The organism is Actinocorallia sp. B10E7 (assembly GCF_039871655.1).
Classification (GTDB): domain Bacteria; phylum Actinomycetota; class Actinomycetes; order Streptosporangiales; family Streptosporangiaceae; genus Actinocorallia.
Map to the genome: position 1 here is coordinate 558,214 of NZ_JBDPLZ010000002.1, position 13,390 is coordinate 571,603.

Sequence of the window (13,390 nt, forward strand, 5' to 3'; positions counted from 1 at the left end):
GATTCCCTGCTAGTTTTCGGATACGTTACGTAATAGTCCGCTATATGGGACAGGAGAGTATCCGATGATCGCAGATCTTGCGGTGTATTGCTGATGTATGGGGGATTTGCTCTAGCATCATGCGGGTGCGTCGTTACCGGAAGTTGATCGGTGAGCTGGCCCGATTCGGCAGTGTCGGAGTGTTGTGCGTGGCGGTGAACATCGCCCTGTACAACCTGCTGCGCTTCGGGCTGGAGATCGAGTCGCTGACCTCCAATGCCCTGGCCATGGTCGTTTCGACGAGCATCGGTTATGTGGCTAACCGTTACTGGACATTCCGCGAGAGCGACGAGAGCGGGATGGCCCGGGAGTATGTGCTTTTCTTCGTTCTCAACGGTGTCGGATTCGTGATAACGGAGGCCGTCCTGTGGCTGGCCCACTACGCGGGGTTCGACGGCGAGTTGACGTCGAACGCCGCGCTGCTGGTGGGCATCGGGCTGGCGACGGTATTCCGCTACTGGGGCTACAAACGCTGGGTCTTTCGCGAAAGCGCGGCGGAAGAGCCGGTGAAGGTCGGGTGAGGCCGGTGGCCGGATCCGGAGAGCACGAGGTCCCGGGGAGAACCTCCCCGGGACCTCGCTTCGGTGGTGCCTCTATCGCTTGAGCAGGTGGCCGACGAGCTCCCGCAGGGGCCCGGTCAGCTGGGACTCGCTCACGGTCGCCGTCCTGCCGCCGAGGTCGATCTCATAGACGAACCTGTCGTTCCCCTCGTGCTCCCCGTGCCGGGGCGGCAGCGAGTCCAGGTCGCTCCGGGAGACCAGGGCCTCCAGCGCGGGGTCCTCGGCGGTGTCGGCCTCCGCCCGCCGTTCGATCCCGGCGAACCCGCCCGAACGCACTACGCTCACTCTCATGCCGTGACGCCTACCCCGCTCCAGGCGGCGCGTACCGCCTGCTGTTCGGTGCTCTCCTCCCCGTAGCGGGTGCCGGCGAGTTTGACGGTGGCCGCCGCGAAGCCCGCGAAGTCCGTGTCGGGATAGAGCAGGTCGCTGGTGAGGGTGTCGTACCAGATCCGTCCGGCGCGCTCCCAGGAGTACCCGCCCAGGGCGGAGGCCAGGAGGTGGAAGGCCCGGTTGGGGATGCCCGAGTTGATGTGGACGCCGCCGTTGTCCCGGGGGGTGCGCACGTAGCCGTCCATATGGCCGGGCTGCGGGTCCTTCCCGAGCTCTGGGTCGTCGTAGGCGGTGCCCGGCTCCTTCATGGAACGCAGCGCCACCCCGGCGACGGACGGGCCGAACAGCCCCTCGCCGATCAGCCAGTCGGCCTCCTGCGCGGTCTGGCCCAGATGGAACTGCTTGACCATCGAGCCCATGACGTCGGACATCGACTCGTTGAGCGCGCCGGGCTGCCCGTAGTAGGCGAGGTTCGCGGTGTGCTGGGTGACGCCGTGGGCCAGTTCGTGGGCGGTGACGTCCAGCGGCCCGGTGAAGGACAGGAACAGCCGTCCGTCGCCGTCCCCGTAGACCATCTGCTCGCCGTTCCAGAAGGCGTTGTCGTAGTCGACCCCGTAATGGACGGTGGAGACCATCTCCATGCCGTCGTTGTCGATGGAGTTGTGGTCGTAGACGTCCTCGAAGAAGCGGAAGGTCACGCCCAGCCAGTCGTAGGCGTCGTCGGCGGCCTTGTCCCCGGTGGCCGCGCCGCCCTCGCTCCGGACGGTCCGGCCCGGCAGCTCCTCCCGGCGCCCGGCGTCCTTGACGGTGCGCCGCGGCTCGTCGCGGGCCCCGTTGCCCGAACGCCGGACCTGGACCAGCTCCCGTTCGGTGCGGTTGGCGGCGTCGAGGCCGAGCGTGCGGACGGCCCGGGCCCTCGTCGCCGGGTCCGCGGTGTTCGCCACGATCCGCTCGAGAAGGTGCGGAGGAACGATCGTGCATCTCATGGTGCTCATCGTGTCACTCCGCGTGCCGATCGGGCGGGACATCCTCGCGCTGCTTCACTGCCCTTTCCGACACCGATGAGACCGTCAAAGCCCGGCAAAGTGGTGTATCTCACACCTGTGACGGCTGTTGGGCAGCGGCCACCGGCACGCACGAGGACAGCCCCCTGCGTCGTCGGCATGGTGACCGCCTTGGCACACCGGGCATGCGGGACAATGGAGGGGTGACGGTCTACCGCGACGAAGGCATCGTGCTGCGCACCCAGAAACTGGGCGAGGCGGACCGGATCATCACCGTGCTGACCCGACGTACCGGGCGGATCCGGGCGGTGGCCAAGGGCGTGCGCAAGACGAGGTCGAAGTTCGGCGCCCGGCTGGAGCCGTTCACCCATGTGGACCTCCAGCTGTACGAGCGCCGCTCGCTGGATCTGATCACCCAGGCCGAGACGCTGCGGCCGTACGGCGAGCCGCTGGTCAGCGACTACCCCCGCTACACCGCGGGCACGGCCATGCTGGAGACCGCCGAGAAGCTCACCGCGGAGGAGAGGGAACCCTCGCTGCGGCAGTTCCTGCTGCTGGTCGGCGGCCTGCGCACGCTGTGCGAGCGGTCCCACGAGCCCCGGCTGGTGCTGGACGCCTTCCTGCTGCGCTCTCTGTCGGTGGCCGGCTGGGCCCCCGCCCTGGACGAGTGCGCGCGTTGCGGCGGCCGGGCCGGGATCCGCGGGTTCGCCATCCCGGCCGGCGGCGCGATCTGCCTCGCCTGCCGGGTGCCGGGCTCGGCCACCCCCGCGCCCGAGACGTTCACGCTGATGCTGGCGCTGCTGCGCGGCGAGTGGGACCTCGCGGACGCCAGTCAGGACCGGCACCGCGTAGAGTGCAGCGGCCTCGTGGCCGCCTACCTGCAGTGGCATCTCGAACACGGGATCCGTTCACTGCGCCACGTCGAGAGGAGCAAGAGTGAAGTTCCGCGCACCGGACCCGCACCCGAGCGGGGCCAAGCCACCGGAACTGCCCCGTGAGCTGATCCCCAGGCACGTCGCCATCGTCATGGACGGCAACGGCCGCTGGGCCAAGGAGCGCGGCCTGCCCCGCACCGAGGGGCACAGGCGGGGTGAGTTCTCGCTCTTCGACGTGATCGAGGGCGCGATCGAGCTGGGCGTCCCCTACCTGTCGACGTACGCGTTCTCCACCGAGAACTGGCGGCGCTCGCCCGAGGAGGTGCGCTTCCTCATGGGCTTCAACCGGGACGTGATCAGGCGGCGCCGCGACCAGCTCAACGAGATGGGCGTCCGGGTCGTGTGGGCGGGGCGCAAGCCGAAGTTGTGGCGCTCGGTGATCAAGGAGCTGGAGGACGCCGAGCGGATGACCGTCCGCAACGACGTGCTGACCCTGCAGTTCTGCGTCAACTACGGCGGCCGGGCCGAGCTGGCGGACGCGATGGCGGCGATCGGCCGGGACGTCAAGGCCGGGAAGATCAACCCGGACAAGATCACCGAAAAGACGATCTCCAAGTACCTCTACCAGCCGCAGGTCCCGGACGTCGATCTCTTCCTGCGCCCGTCGGGGGAGCAGCGCACGTCCAATTTCCTGCTGTGGCAGTCGGCCTACGCTGAAATGGTGTTCCAGGACACGCTCTGGCCCGATTTCGACAGGCGGCACCTGTGGTACGCCTGCGAAGTGTTCGCCAGCCGTGACCGGCGTTACGGAGGGGCGATCCCGAATCCGGTCCCGACGAATTAACGCAAAGGTGGGTTTGGCGGGGAACTCAGTGGGAACTGTCATAAGTTCCTTGTAAGGTGCCGAGCCATGAGCTACCCCCCGCAGTACGGCCCTCAGGGGCAACCGCCCTACCAGCCCGGGCCGCCGCAGGGCCCGGGCTACCCGCAGGCCCCGGGTTATCCGCCGGCTGCGGGTTACCCGCAGGCTCCGGGCCACCCCCAGACCCCGCCGCCGTTCGGGGCGCCGCAGCCCCCGCCCGGCAACGTCTTCGCGCCTCCCCCTCCGGGCCCGCCGAAGAGCAACAAGGGTCCTCTCGCGGGCTGTCTCGGCCTGGTGGGCGTGGCGGTGGTCGTCATCGCCATCAAGGTCGTCTTCGGCCTGGCGAGCAACGGCGCCTCCGAGGCGATCAAGGACCTCGACAGCCCCGACCGGACCACCAACGGCGAGATCACCGACTCCGGCAACCTGGACCCGCTGAAGCTGCAGGTCGGCGACTGCTACCACAACGGCATCTCCAGCGTGGACACCACCGAGACGGTCCACAACATCGACGCCATCCCCTGCACGGAACGCCACAACGCCCAGGTCATCAGCGAGACCACGATGAGCGGCGTCTATCCGACGGCCACGCAGTTCGTCGACAAGTGCTCCGAGGAGGCCAAGACCTGGGCCGGCCGCTACAGCACGGCCTACCGGGCACTGGAGCAGCGCGACCCGAACTTCACGGTGTCGGCCTTCTTCCCGCTGAGCGCGCAGTGGAGCTCCACCGGGCCCAACCGGATCACCTGCAGCCTGGTCAGCTCCACCGGGGATCTGGGCGACAAGCTGCCCACCCTCTGACCCGACCCGGAAAGTAAAAAGCCGCCTCCCGCCGGAGGCGGCTTTTTCTTTACCTTTTTTACGGCCGGAGTCAGGCCCTTGTCATCGAGTGAGTTCCGTCATATCAGTGATGCGTCGAGGGTGATCTCCGTGCCGGTCAGCGCCCGGCTCACCGGGCACTCCTCCTTGGCCTTTCCGGCGGCCTGTGCGAACTGATCGGCGCTCATTCCCGGCGCCGATCCCCGGACGATCAGATGGATCCCGGTGATGCCCTCGCCCGGTTGGAACGTCACGTCGGCCGTGGTGTCCAGGTGCTCGGGCGGGCTGCCGGCCTGGGCCAGGACGTTGGAGAGGGCCATCGAGAAACAGGCGGAGTGGGCTGCGGCGATGAGCTCCTCCGGACTGGTGCGCCCGTTCGGCGACTCGGCCCGCGACGGCCAGTCGACCTCGAACCTGCCCAGCTTCGAGGACTCCAGCGAGGCGGTGCCCTGCCCGCCGAAGAGCGGGCCTTCCCAGTGCGTGGAGGCGGTACGGGTAGTTGCCATGACCTGATCTTACTTCGCTTTCTGATCTTTCCGAGTTGGCGGTAAGTCCTATCACGTAAGGGTTACAGGGGCATTTGCATACCGGTCGAGACCCTCTGTTTGGGGGTTTCTTGACACATATGGTTAACTGGGGGCAATCCAGGCAATGGGGAGGCAATGCCAGCCTCATCCAGGCCTCCACGGAAGCGATTCGAGATCGCTTAGGCACCGCGTCGTATGCCCGAGAGCACGACCGCATCGAGTGCCGGTCCCAGACGGCGTCCCACCAGTACAGAGCCGTTCCGGGACGCCCTGTCCACCGAGCAAAGGATTCGTGTTGCAGAAGCGTGCCCTCACCCTGTCCCTGGTCGGCGCCACCGCTCTCGCCGCCCTGTCCACCGGCGTCGTGGCGAACTCCGACGCCATCTCCCAGGCCGCCAACACCGTCGCCGCTCCCCGGCAGGGCGCCCCCGCCGCGGCCCTCACCGAGGCCGCCACCCCGCAGGCCGCCACGGCCGACCGCAAGGCCGACACCAAGAAGGCCGAGGAGACCAAGAAGCAGGTGGCGGAGAAGAAGGCCAAGGCCCTCTACGCCGGCACCACCACCGCGTCCTACTTCTGGGACGACGGCTCGGGCGTCAACGGCGACACCGGCGCCCCCGCGGGCGGCAAGCCCATGCAGAAGGGCCTCTTCGCCTCCCCGTCGTGGCCGCTGCACACCAAGGTGAAGGTCACCTACAACGGACGCTCCGTCACCGGCTTCGTCGGCGACCGCGGCCCCGGCGAGCCGTCCCACCGCGGGGTCATGCTCGACCTGGACACCTACACGTTCCGGTACCTGTTCGACGGCAAGAAGCCCAAGAGCAAGTACAACGCCGGTGTCGGCGCCGGCCACCTCAAAGGCGTGAAGTACGAGGTCGTCCAGTGGGGCAAGGGCGCGGGCAAGAAGGGCGCTCCGCAGCCCTTCGGCAGCTGACCCGGGCGGGGCTCCACGGAGAACCCCCCAAGAGCGGCAAGGGAAAAGCCCCGGCGAGAGCCGGGGCTTTTCCCTTGCCCGAAGACCGCCCGAGGCGGGCTGGTCAGCAGCCGATCAGCTGAGCGGCCAGGAAGGACTCCACCCGGTCGAGGGCGATGCGCTCCTGCTTCATGCTGTCGCGCTCCCGGACGGTCACCGCCTGGTCCTCCAGGGTGTCGAAGTCGACGGTGATGCAGAACGGGGTGCCGATCTCGTCCTGGCGGCGGTAGCGGCGGCCGATCGCGCCCGCGTCGTCGAACTCCACGTTCCAGTGCCTGCGCAGGGCCGAGGCCAGGTCGCGGGCCTTGGGGGAGAGGTCGGCGTTGCGGGACAGCGGAAGCACCGCGACCTTGACCGGTGCCAGCCGCGGGTCGAGGCGCAGGCTGACCCGCGTCTCCATCTGGCCCTTGGCGTTGGGCGCCTGGTCCTCGGTGTAGGCGTCCATGAGGAAGGTGAGCATGGCCCGGTCGACACCCGCCGCGGGCTCGATCACGTACGGCGTGTAGCGCTCGCCGGTGGCCTGGTCGAAGAAGTTGAGCTCCTTGCCCGAGGCCTTGGAGTGGGCGTTCAGGTCGAAGTCGGTGCGGTTGGCGATGCCCTCCAGTTCACCCCACTCCGAACCCTGGAAGCCGAAGCGGTACTCGATGTCCACGGTCCGCTTGGAGTAGTGGCTGAGCTTGTCCTTCGGGTGCTCGAAGAAGCGCAGGTTCTCCTCCCGGATGCCCAGGCCGCGGTACCAGGCCATCCGGGCGTCGATCCAGTACTGGTGCCACTCCTCGTCGGTGCCGGGCTGGACGAAGAACTCCATCTCCATCTGCTCGAACTCGCGGGTTCGGAAGATGAAGTTGCCCGGAGTGATCTCGTTGCGGAACGATTTGCCGATCTGGCCGATGCCGAACGGCACCTTGCGCCGGGCGGCCTGCTCGACGTTCTTGTAGTTGATGAAGATGCCCTGGGCGGTCTCCGGCCGCAGGTAGGCCAGGCCGGAGGCGTCCTCGACCGGGCCGAGGTAGGTCTTGAGCAGGCCGCTGAACTGCTTGGGCTCGGTGAACGCGCCCTTGGTGCCGCAGTTCACGCAGACGAGGTCGGCCAGGCCGTTCGCCGGCGGGCGGCCGTGCTTCTCCTCGTAGGCCTCTTCGAGGTGGTCGGCGCGGTAGCGCTTGTGGCAGTTCTGGCACTCGGTGAGCGGGTCGGTGAAGGTCTCGACGTGGCCGCTGGCCTCCCACACCTCGCGGTTGAGGATGACGCAGGAGTCGAGGCCGACGACGTCCTCGCGGCCCTGGACCACGGCCTTCCACCACTGGCGCTTGACGTTGTTCTTCAGCTCGACGCCCAGCGGGCCGTAGTCCCAGGAGGCGCGCAGTCCGCCGTAGATCTCGCTCGAGGGGAAGACGATGCCCCTCTTCTGAGAGAGAGAGACGATCTTTTCCATCACATCGGAACGGCGGACCATGAGTATGTCTCCAGCAAGAAACCCCGGTAATTGACGGTTTTGAGTCTAGGGCACAAGGGTAGACGGCCACGTCTGTTAACCCTCGGCGTCGGGTAACGGTCTGCCGTGCGGCCGTGACTTTCAGTAGACGGGGCCGTCGACGAAGTTGCTGTCGACCTTCATCCTGACCCCGCCGTGCTCCTCGAAGTGGCCTCCCCGGTACTGCTTGATCCGCTGGTGGTCGTACCAGAGGTCGTCGGGCACGTACCGGTCGTCGCCGTAGGGCTCGGGTTCGCCGTCCCAGCGGGCGTACCAGATGGCGTGCGGCCGGGTGATCCCCTCGGCCCGGGCCAGGTCGCGGATGCCGCTGGCGGCGCTGCTGTAGACGCCGGACAGGTAGCCGAGCTCGTCCAGGGTGGTGCTCCAGGCGTCGAGGAAGGCCAGGACCGCGTCCCGGCAGGAGCGGTCGCGGCTCTTGTAGGCCTCCATGTCGTAGTAGATCGGCTGCCCTTCGGGGATCCCGAGCCGCTGGGCCTGGAGCACGGCCCGCACGGCCTCGTCCGCGCCGCGCTCGAACGCCCGGTCGGCGGCGAACCGGTGGCGGAAGCGGGTGCAGGGGGCCTGGGGGCCCACATAGGTGGGGATCAGCCGGTAGCCGATCCGCCGGACCGCCCTGACCCACTCGGGGGTCAGATGGGGCTGCTCGCAGCTGCGGGCGGCTCCGCCGATGTAGATGTTGGCGACCGAGTAGGCCTGCCGCCAGGCCCGCATCGTGCTCAGGGGAGGGGCCGCGCAGGTGTCGAAGCCGTGCCCCGAGGCCCAGGCCTGGTGCTGGCCGCGCGGAGGGGAGATCGCGCGTTCGGCGGGACGCCCGGGGGAGGGGGCGGCGACGGCGGAGGCGCAGGGCACAACGATGGCGAGGCTGAGCAGACCGAGGGCGAGCACGACTCGGGGCATCGACGTCCTTCCGGTGATCGGGTGAGGCGTTGATCACCGGACGGAGGCCCGGGTAAACGGCCTGCTCAAAGCTTTACCCCGGCTTGACCACCTCGTAGGCGCCCGGCTCGTCGATGGCCAGGGCGGACAAGGGTATGAAAGCCATCCGGACTTCGTAGGCGCCCAAAGCACGGCGGTAGTAGCCTGCACCCTCCCATTCGGTGACCAGCGCCCACAGATCCGGTTCGTCCACGCAGCGGCCGAGCCTGCCGTAGCGGAATCCGGCGGAGGACTCCAGCGCTGCGAGGACGGGCTCGATCCTGGCCTGGAAGTCGTCGGCCTCGGGGCCTTGGGGGACGCGGTAGCGGGTAATGGCGATCACAAGGCCATCCTGGCATCCGGGGTCCGGTCCCGGGACGGATGATCTTACCGGTTTTGACAATCATTTTCATTTTCGTCATCATGGAGCCATGAAGAGAAGCGTCCTGGTTTCCGGTGTTTTGTCCGTAGCGTTGCTGGCCACCGCGGCCTGCGGGGGCGGCGGCTCCCCGACGGACGGGAAGACGGAGATCACGGCCTCCTTCTACCCGGTCGCCTGGCTCGCCGAGCGGGTCGGCGGCGGGCACGCCGCGGTCACCGTCCTCACCAAGCCGGGCACCGAACCCCACGACGTGGAACTGTCGCCCCGCCAGGTGGCCGAGATCACCGAGACCGGGCTCGGCCTCTACGTGAAGGGCCTGCAGCCGGCCGTCGACGACGCGTTCGCCCAGCACGCGGCCGACCGCTCCCTGGACGTGGCCTCCCTGGTGACGCTGGTCCCCGCCGCAGAGCACGAACACGAGGGGGCGGAAGGGGAGGCGCACGAGGGCGAGACCGATCCCCACCTGTGGCTCGACCCCTCCCGCATGGCCACGGTGGCGACCGGGATCGGCGAGAAGCTGGCCTCCGTCGACCCCGCCAACGCCGCGGACTACCGGGCGAACGCGGCCAAGACCGCCGGAGAGCTCAACGCGCTGGACGGCGAGTTCAAGACCGGCCTGTCCAAATGCGAGCAGCACACCATCGTGACCTCGCACGCGGCCTTCTCCTACCTGGCCGACCGGTACGGGCTCGAGCAGGTGGCGATCTCGGGGATCGACCCCGACTCCGAGCCGTCCCCCCGGCGCATGGCCGAGCTGAGCGACCAGATCAAGGCCCTCGGAGTCACCACGGTGTTCACCGAGACCCTGGTGAGCCCCAAACTCGCCCAGACGCTGGCCGACGGCGCGGGCGTGAAGACCGCGGTCCTCGACCCGGTGGAGGGGGTCAAAGAGGGGTCGAAGGACGACTACCTGTCCGTCCAGCGCCGGAACCTGGAGGCGCTGAAGACCGCGCTGGTCTGTTCCTGAGTGACAATGGAAACCATGATGGATGCCGTTTTCGAGCTGCATGAGGGGCATGTCAGGCTGGATGGCCGGGAGGTCCTGCACGGGATCGACCTGCGGATCTGCGCCGGCGAGGTCGTCGCGCTGCTGGGGCCCAACGGGTCGGGCAAGTCCACCCTGGTCCGGGCTCTGCTGGGGCTGGTGCCCCTCTCCTCGGGACGGCGCTCCGTCTTCGGTTCCGAGAGGTTCCGCGACTGGGCGCGGATCGGATACGTGCCGCAGCGGCTGAGCGTCGGCGGAGGAGTGCCCGCGACGGTCCGGGAGGTCGTCTCCTCCGGCCGGATCGCGCGCCAGTCCCGCTTCCGGCCCACCTCCCGGGCCGACCGGGCCGCCGTCGAGCGGGCCATGGACGCGGTGGGCATCGCCCATCTGGCCCGGCAGAGCGTGTCCCAGCTGTCGGGCGGGCAGCAGCAGCGGGTGCTCATCGCCCGCGCCCTGGCGGGCGAGCCCGAGGTGCTCGTCATGGACGAGCCGCTGGCCGGGGTGGACGCCGAGAACCAGCGGGCGCTGGCCGAGACCCTGACCACGCTGGTCGGAGAGGGCCGGACGATCGTGCTGGTCCTGCACGAACTCGGGCCGCTGGAGCCGCTCATCACCCACAGCGTGGTGCTGGAGCAGGGGAGGGTCGTGCACCGGGGCGAACCTCCCGCGCCTTCGGGGGCATGCGCCCTGCCCGGCCACGACCACGTCCATCCGCACGCCGAACCCGAGCCCGTCTCGTTGTGGCGGGCGCTGGTGGGCCGGACGGGAAGGCACTGACCCTTGCTCGCCTACGACTTCATGCAGCGGGCGCTGCTGGCCGCACTGCTCATCGGCCTGACCGCCCCGGCCGTCGGCACCTTCATCGTGCAGCGGCGGCTGGCCCTCCTGGGCGACGGCATCGGCCACATCGCGCTGACCGGCGTCGCGCTCGGCCTCGTCACCAGCACCTCGCCGCTGCTCGGCGCGATCGTCATCTCGGTGCTCGGCGCGATCTGCATCGAGCTGCTGCGCACCCGCGGCCGCACCGGCGGGGACGTCGCGCTGGCGCTGCTGTTCTACGGGGGGCTGGCCGGAGGGGTGCTGGTCACCAACTTCGCGCCCGGCGGCAGCACGTCCAGCCTGCTGTCCTATCTGTTCGGCTCGATCAGCAGCGTCTCCGCCCAGGACCTGACGGTCATCGGGGTGCTCGTGCTGGCGGTGCTGGCCTTCCTGGCGCTGTTCGGCCGCGAGCTGTTCGTCCTGTGCCAGGACGAGGAGGTCGCGCGGGCCTCGGGGCTGCGGGTGAACCTCCTCAGCATGATGCTGGCCGTCACCGCCGCGCTCACCATCGTGGTGGCGATGCGGGTGGTGGGGCTGCTGCTGGTCAGCGCGCTCATGGTGGTGCCGGTCGCGGCGGCGCAGCAGCTCACCCGGGGGTTCAAGGCGACGGCGCTGCTGGCGATGATCTTCGGCATGGTCGCCGCGGTCGGGGGACTGGCCGGGTCGTACCAGTTCAGCACGGGGGAGGTGAACATCTCTCCGGGACCCGCGATCGTCATGGTGGCGCTGGCCGTCTTCGTCCTGTCCACCGCCGGCGGGTTCCTGACGCGGCGCCGGAGCGCCCGGATCCCGGCGGGACCGGTAATGTCTGGGGGCGGAGCCGTGAGTGAGGAGACACCATGACGACCGCCAGACGCGAGGCGGTACGCCGCGCCCTGGCCGCCGGCGAGGGATTCCACAGCGCCCAGGACATCTACGCGGTGCTTCGCGCGGAGGGCTCGAAGATCGGCCTGACCACGGTCTACCGCGCGCTCCAGGCGATGTCGGAGTCCGGCGAGGTCGACGTGCTGCGCACCGCCGAGGGCGAGGCCGTCTACCGCGCCTGCACCACCGAGGACCACCACCACCATCTCGTCTGCCGCTCCTGCGGCCGGACCGTCGAGGTGGAGGGGCCCGCGGTGGAGAAGTGGGCGGACGCCGTGGGCGCCGAACACGGCTTCATCGACATGACCCACACCGTCGAGGTCTTCGGCACCTGCCCGGAGTGCGCGGCCAAGGCGCGGAGAGGCTAACCGAACATACGGTCCAGGTGCGCGTCCAGCACCTCCATCGCCTCCTCCTCGGTGCAGGCGCCGAACAGGAGCGGCGCGACCAGCCCTGACACCGTGCTGTACAGGCTCCGGGCCTCCCGGTCCACGTCCAGGTCCGCGGGGAGTCCTCCCTCCTGCCGCACGTCCTCCAGTCGGGCGCGGTAGAACGCGGTCGCCCCCTCGATGGCGTGGACGGCCAGCGAGGCCATCGCCGGATCGACCACGGCCCTGGCCTGCAGCGCCGCGTACAGCCGGGCTCCGGCGCGGCTCTCCTCGCTCGTCGGCAGCATCTCCTGGATGACCCGCCGGAACCACTCCCGGGCCGAGCCCGGCGGTTCGGCGAAGCGCTTGCGGACGCGGGCCGCCAGCAGGTGCTGGTTGTGCTCCATCGCGAACAGGACCATCTCGTCCTTGGTCTTGAAGTAGTGCTGGACCGCCCCCATGGACACCCCCGCCTCGGCGGCCACCGCCCGCAGGGTGGCCGCCTCCAGGCCCCGGGCGCCGATCAGGTGCAGCACGGCCCCGGCGAGGTGCCGCCGCCGCTCCTCGTGGTCGACCTGCTTGGGCAAACCCGCCTCCTTTGGCAATGCGGATGCATTGCGTCGTTTGTTACCATGCAGATGCATTGTAAAACGAGGAGGTGCTCGTGGAGACCATCAGGAAGGCCCGCAACGGGGACGTGGAGATCGCTTACGAGAGATTCGGAAAGCCGGGGGGCGAGCCGCTGGTCCTGGTCGGCGGGCTGGACGGCCAGATGGTCTGGTACGACGAGGACTTCCTCTGCCGCGCCCTGGCCGACCGGGGGTTCGACGTCGTCCGCTACGACAACCGCGACGCCGGGCTGTCCACGCACTTCGGGCCCGGCAGCAGGCCCGCCTACTCGGCCAGGGCGTTCATCGACGATCTGGTCGCCCTCCAGGACGAACTGGGCTGGAGTTCGGCCCACCTGTTCGGCCTGTCCATGGGCGGTGGGATCGCCCAGCTCACGGCGCTGCTGCACCCCGACCGCGTCCGCGCCCTCATCACCATGGGCGCCCTGCCCATGCGCAAGAACCTCTTCGTCGCGTCGGTGCGTCACATGCGCTTCCCCGGCCCGTTCAGGCACGCGTTCAAACGTTTCGGGGACTCCCGGGACGAACAGATCCGCATGCTCGTGCACGTCACCCGGATGGCCGCGGCTCCGGGCAGGTACGACGAGGAATGGGGGGCGAAGAGGGCCGCCGAGTCCTACGACCGCCGTCCGCCGGACCCGCACGCCCGCCAGCGCCAGCTCTTCGCGCGCAGGTTCGATCTTCCCCCGGGCGGGATCTCCGGCATCAAGGCACCCACCCTGGCCCTGCACGGCGAACTCGACCCCCTCGTCAGGGCCTCGGCCGTCCGCGCGATAGCCGAGCAGATCCCCGGCGCCCGGTGGGAACTGCTCCCGGGAGTGGGCCACGCCCCCGGCGTGGCCGAGGACTGGGGCCTCCTCGTGGATCGGATCGACCGGCACGTGAAGGCGGTGGAACAGGGGGGTCGAGCGCGGTCCTGCGGTTAACCTGATCACAGCGGGCCCGTC

The 13,390-nt window shown here is 69.2% G+C and carries 17 protein-coding genes; 10 read left to right on the forward strand and 7 right to left on the reverse strand.

Annotation, left to right across the window (positions count from 1 at the left end; translation table 11 throughout):
- Nucleotides 1-125: 125 nt before the first annotated feature.
- Nucleotides 126-560, forward strand: a complete 435-nt coding sequence (locus ABGB12_RS07645; RefSeq protein WP_347675559.1) for a GtrA family protein — start codon at nucleotides 126-128, stop codon at nucleotides 558-560.
- Nucleotides 561-632: 72 nt separating this feature from the next.
- Here ABGB12_RS07645 and ABGB12_RS07650 read toward each other — a convergent pair whose 3' ends face one another.
- Both ABGB12_RS07650 and ABGB12_RS07655 read right to left on the reverse strand, forming a co-directional pair.
- On the reverse strand, nucleotides 633-890 hold the full coding sequence (locus ABGB12_RS07650) for a protealysin inhibitor emfourin (RefSeq protein WP_347675560.1): 258 nt from the start codon (nucleotides 888-890) through the stop codon (nucleotides 633-635).
- Nucleotides 887-1,924, reverse strand: a complete 1,038-nt coding sequence (locus ABGB12_RS07655) for a M4 family metallopeptidase (protein ID WP_347675561.1) — start codon at nucleotides 1,922-1,924, stop codon at nucleotides 887-889. The genes ABGB12_RS07650 and ABGB12_RS07655 overlap by 4 nt, the downstream gene beginning before the upstream one ends.
- Nucleotides 1,925-2,136: 212 nt before the next feature.
- On the opposite strand from ABGB12_RS07655, the gene recO reads away from it, so the two are divergent.
- The 3 genes from recO to ABGB12_RS07670 all read left to right on the forward strand — a co-directional run bounded on the left by recO (nucleotide 2,137) and on the right by ABGB12_RS07670 (nucleotide 4,471).
- Nucleotides 2,137-2,931 carry a DNA repair protein RecO gene (gene recO, locus ABGB12_RS07660; protein ID WP_347675562.1) on the forward strand — a complete coding sequence of 265 codons (795 nt, stop codon included), beginning with the start codon at nucleotides 2,137-2,139 and terminating at the stop codon, nucleotides 2,929-2,931.
- Nucleotides 2,870-3,652 (forward strand): isoprenyl transferase, encoded by a 783-nt coding sequence (locus tag ABGB12_RS07665; protein ID WP_347675563.1) that lies wholly within the window; start codon nucleotides 2,870-2,872, stop codon nucleotides 3,650-3,652. Before recO ends, ABGB12_RS07665 begins: the two co-directional genes overlap by 62 nt.
- Nucleotides 3,653-3,718: 66 nt before the next feature.
- The gene (locus ABGB12_RS07670) at nucleotides 3,719-4,471 is read left to right on the forward strand and encodes a hypothetical protein (RefSeq protein ID WP_347675564.1); all 753 of its coding nucleotides are present in this window, start codon (nucleotides 3,719-3,721) and stop codon (nucleotides 4,469-4,471) included.
- 98 nt (nucleotides 4,472-4,569) lie between these two features.
- Here ABGB12_RS07670 and ABGB12_RS07675 read toward each other — a convergent pair whose 3' ends face one another.
- Nucleotides 4,570-4,995, reverse strand: coding sequence for an OsmC family protein (locus tag ABGB12_RS07675; RefSeq protein ID WP_347675565.1), 426 nt, complete (start codon nucleotides 4,993-4,995; stop codon nucleotides 4,570-4,572).
- A gap of 313 nt (nucleotides 4,996-5,308) precedes the next feature.
- On the opposite strand from ABGB12_RS07675, the gene ABGB12_RS07680 reads away from it, so the two are divergent.
- On the forward strand, nucleotides 5,309-5,950 hold the full coding sequence (locus ABGB12_RS07680) for a hypothetical protein (RefSeq protein WP_347675566.1): 642 nt from the start codon (nucleotides 5,309-5,311) through the stop codon (nucleotides 5,948-5,950).
- A 103-nt stretch (nucleotides 5,951-6,053) separates the two neighbouring features.
- Here ABGB12_RS07680 and ABGB12_RS07685 read toward each other — a convergent pair whose 3' ends face one another.
- The 3 genes from ABGB12_RS07685 to ABGB12_RS07695 form a co-directional block, all read right to left on the reverse strand.
- Nucleotides 6,054-7,442: a glycine--tRNA ligase gene (locus ABGB12_RS07685; protein ID WP_347675567.1), complete on the reverse strand. Its 1,389-nt coding sequence runs from the start codon at nucleotides 7,440-7,442 to the stop codon at nucleotides 6,054-6,056.
- A gap of 120 nt (nucleotides 7,443-7,562) precedes the next feature.
- The gene (locus tag ABGB12_RS07690; RefSeq protein ID WP_347675568.1) at nucleotides 7,563-8,378 is read right to left on the reverse strand and encodes a glycoside hydrolase domain-containing protein; all 816 of its coding nucleotides are present in this window, start codon (nucleotides 8,376-8,378) and stop codon (nucleotides 7,563-7,565) included.
- A gap of 73 nt (nucleotides 8,379-8,451) precedes the next feature.
- Nucleotides 8,452-8,739, reverse strand: coding sequence for an antibiotic biosynthesis monooxygenase (locus ABGB12_RS07695; protein WP_347675569.1), 288 nt, complete (start codon nucleotides 8,737-8,739; stop codon nucleotides 8,452-8,454).
- Between the two features lie 88 nt (nucleotides 8,740-8,827).
- Between ABGB12_RS07695 and ABGB12_RS07700 the strand changes: the two genes are divergently transcribed.
- Genes ABGB12_RS07700 through ABGB12_RS07715 form a run of 4 tightly spaced genes read left to right on the forward strand, consistent with a single transcriptional unit; the run spans nucleotide 8,828 to nucleotide 11,814 of the window.
- Nucleotides 8,828-9,745 (forward strand): metal ABC transporter substrate-binding protein, encoded by a 918-nt coding sequence (locus ABGB12_RS07700; RefSeq protein ID WP_347675570.1) that lies wholly within the window; start codon nucleotides 8,828-8,830, stop codon nucleotides 9,743-9,745.
- A gap of 15 nt (nucleotides 9,746-9,760) precedes the next feature.
- Nucleotides 9,761-10,540, forward strand: a complete 780-nt coding sequence (locus ABGB12_RS07705; RefSeq protein ID WP_347675571.1) for an ABC transporter ATP-binding protein — start codon at nucleotides 9,761-9,763, stop codon at nucleotides 10,538-10,540.
- 21 nt (nucleotides 10,541-10,561) lie between these two features.
- A complete protein-coding gene (locus tag ABGB12_RS07710) occupies nucleotides 10,562-11,425 on the forward strand; it encodes a metal ABC transporter permease (protein WP_347676104.1) in 864 nt (287 codons plus the stop codon).
- Nucleotides 11,422-11,814, forward strand: coding sequence for a transcriptional repressor (locus ABGB12_RS07715; RefSeq protein WP_347675572.1), 393 nt, complete (start codon nucleotides 11,422-11,424; stop codon nucleotides 11,812-11,814). The genes ABGB12_RS07710 and ABGB12_RS07715 overlap by 4 nt, the downstream gene beginning before the upstream one ends.
- Here the strand turns inward: ABGB12_RS07715 and ABGB12_RS07720 are convergent.
- Nucleotides 11,811-12,401, reverse strand: coding sequence for a TetR/AcrR family transcriptional regulator (locus ABGB12_RS07720; protein WP_347675573.1), 591 nt, complete (start codon nucleotides 12,399-12,401; stop codon nucleotides 11,811-11,813). The two genes, ABGB12_RS07715 and ABGB12_RS07720, sit on opposite strands and share 4 nt — an antisense overlap.
- A 77-nt stretch (nucleotides 12,402-12,478) precedes the next feature.
- Between ABGB12_RS07720 and ABGB12_RS07725 the strand changes: the two genes are divergently transcribed.
- On the forward strand, nucleotides 12,479-13,369 hold the full coding sequence (locus tag ABGB12_RS07725) for an alpha/beta hydrolase (RefSeq protein ID WP_347675574.1): 891 nt from the start codon (nucleotides 12,479-12,481) through the stop codon (nucleotides 13,367-13,369).
- Nucleotides 13,370-13,390 lie beyond the last annotated feature (21 nt).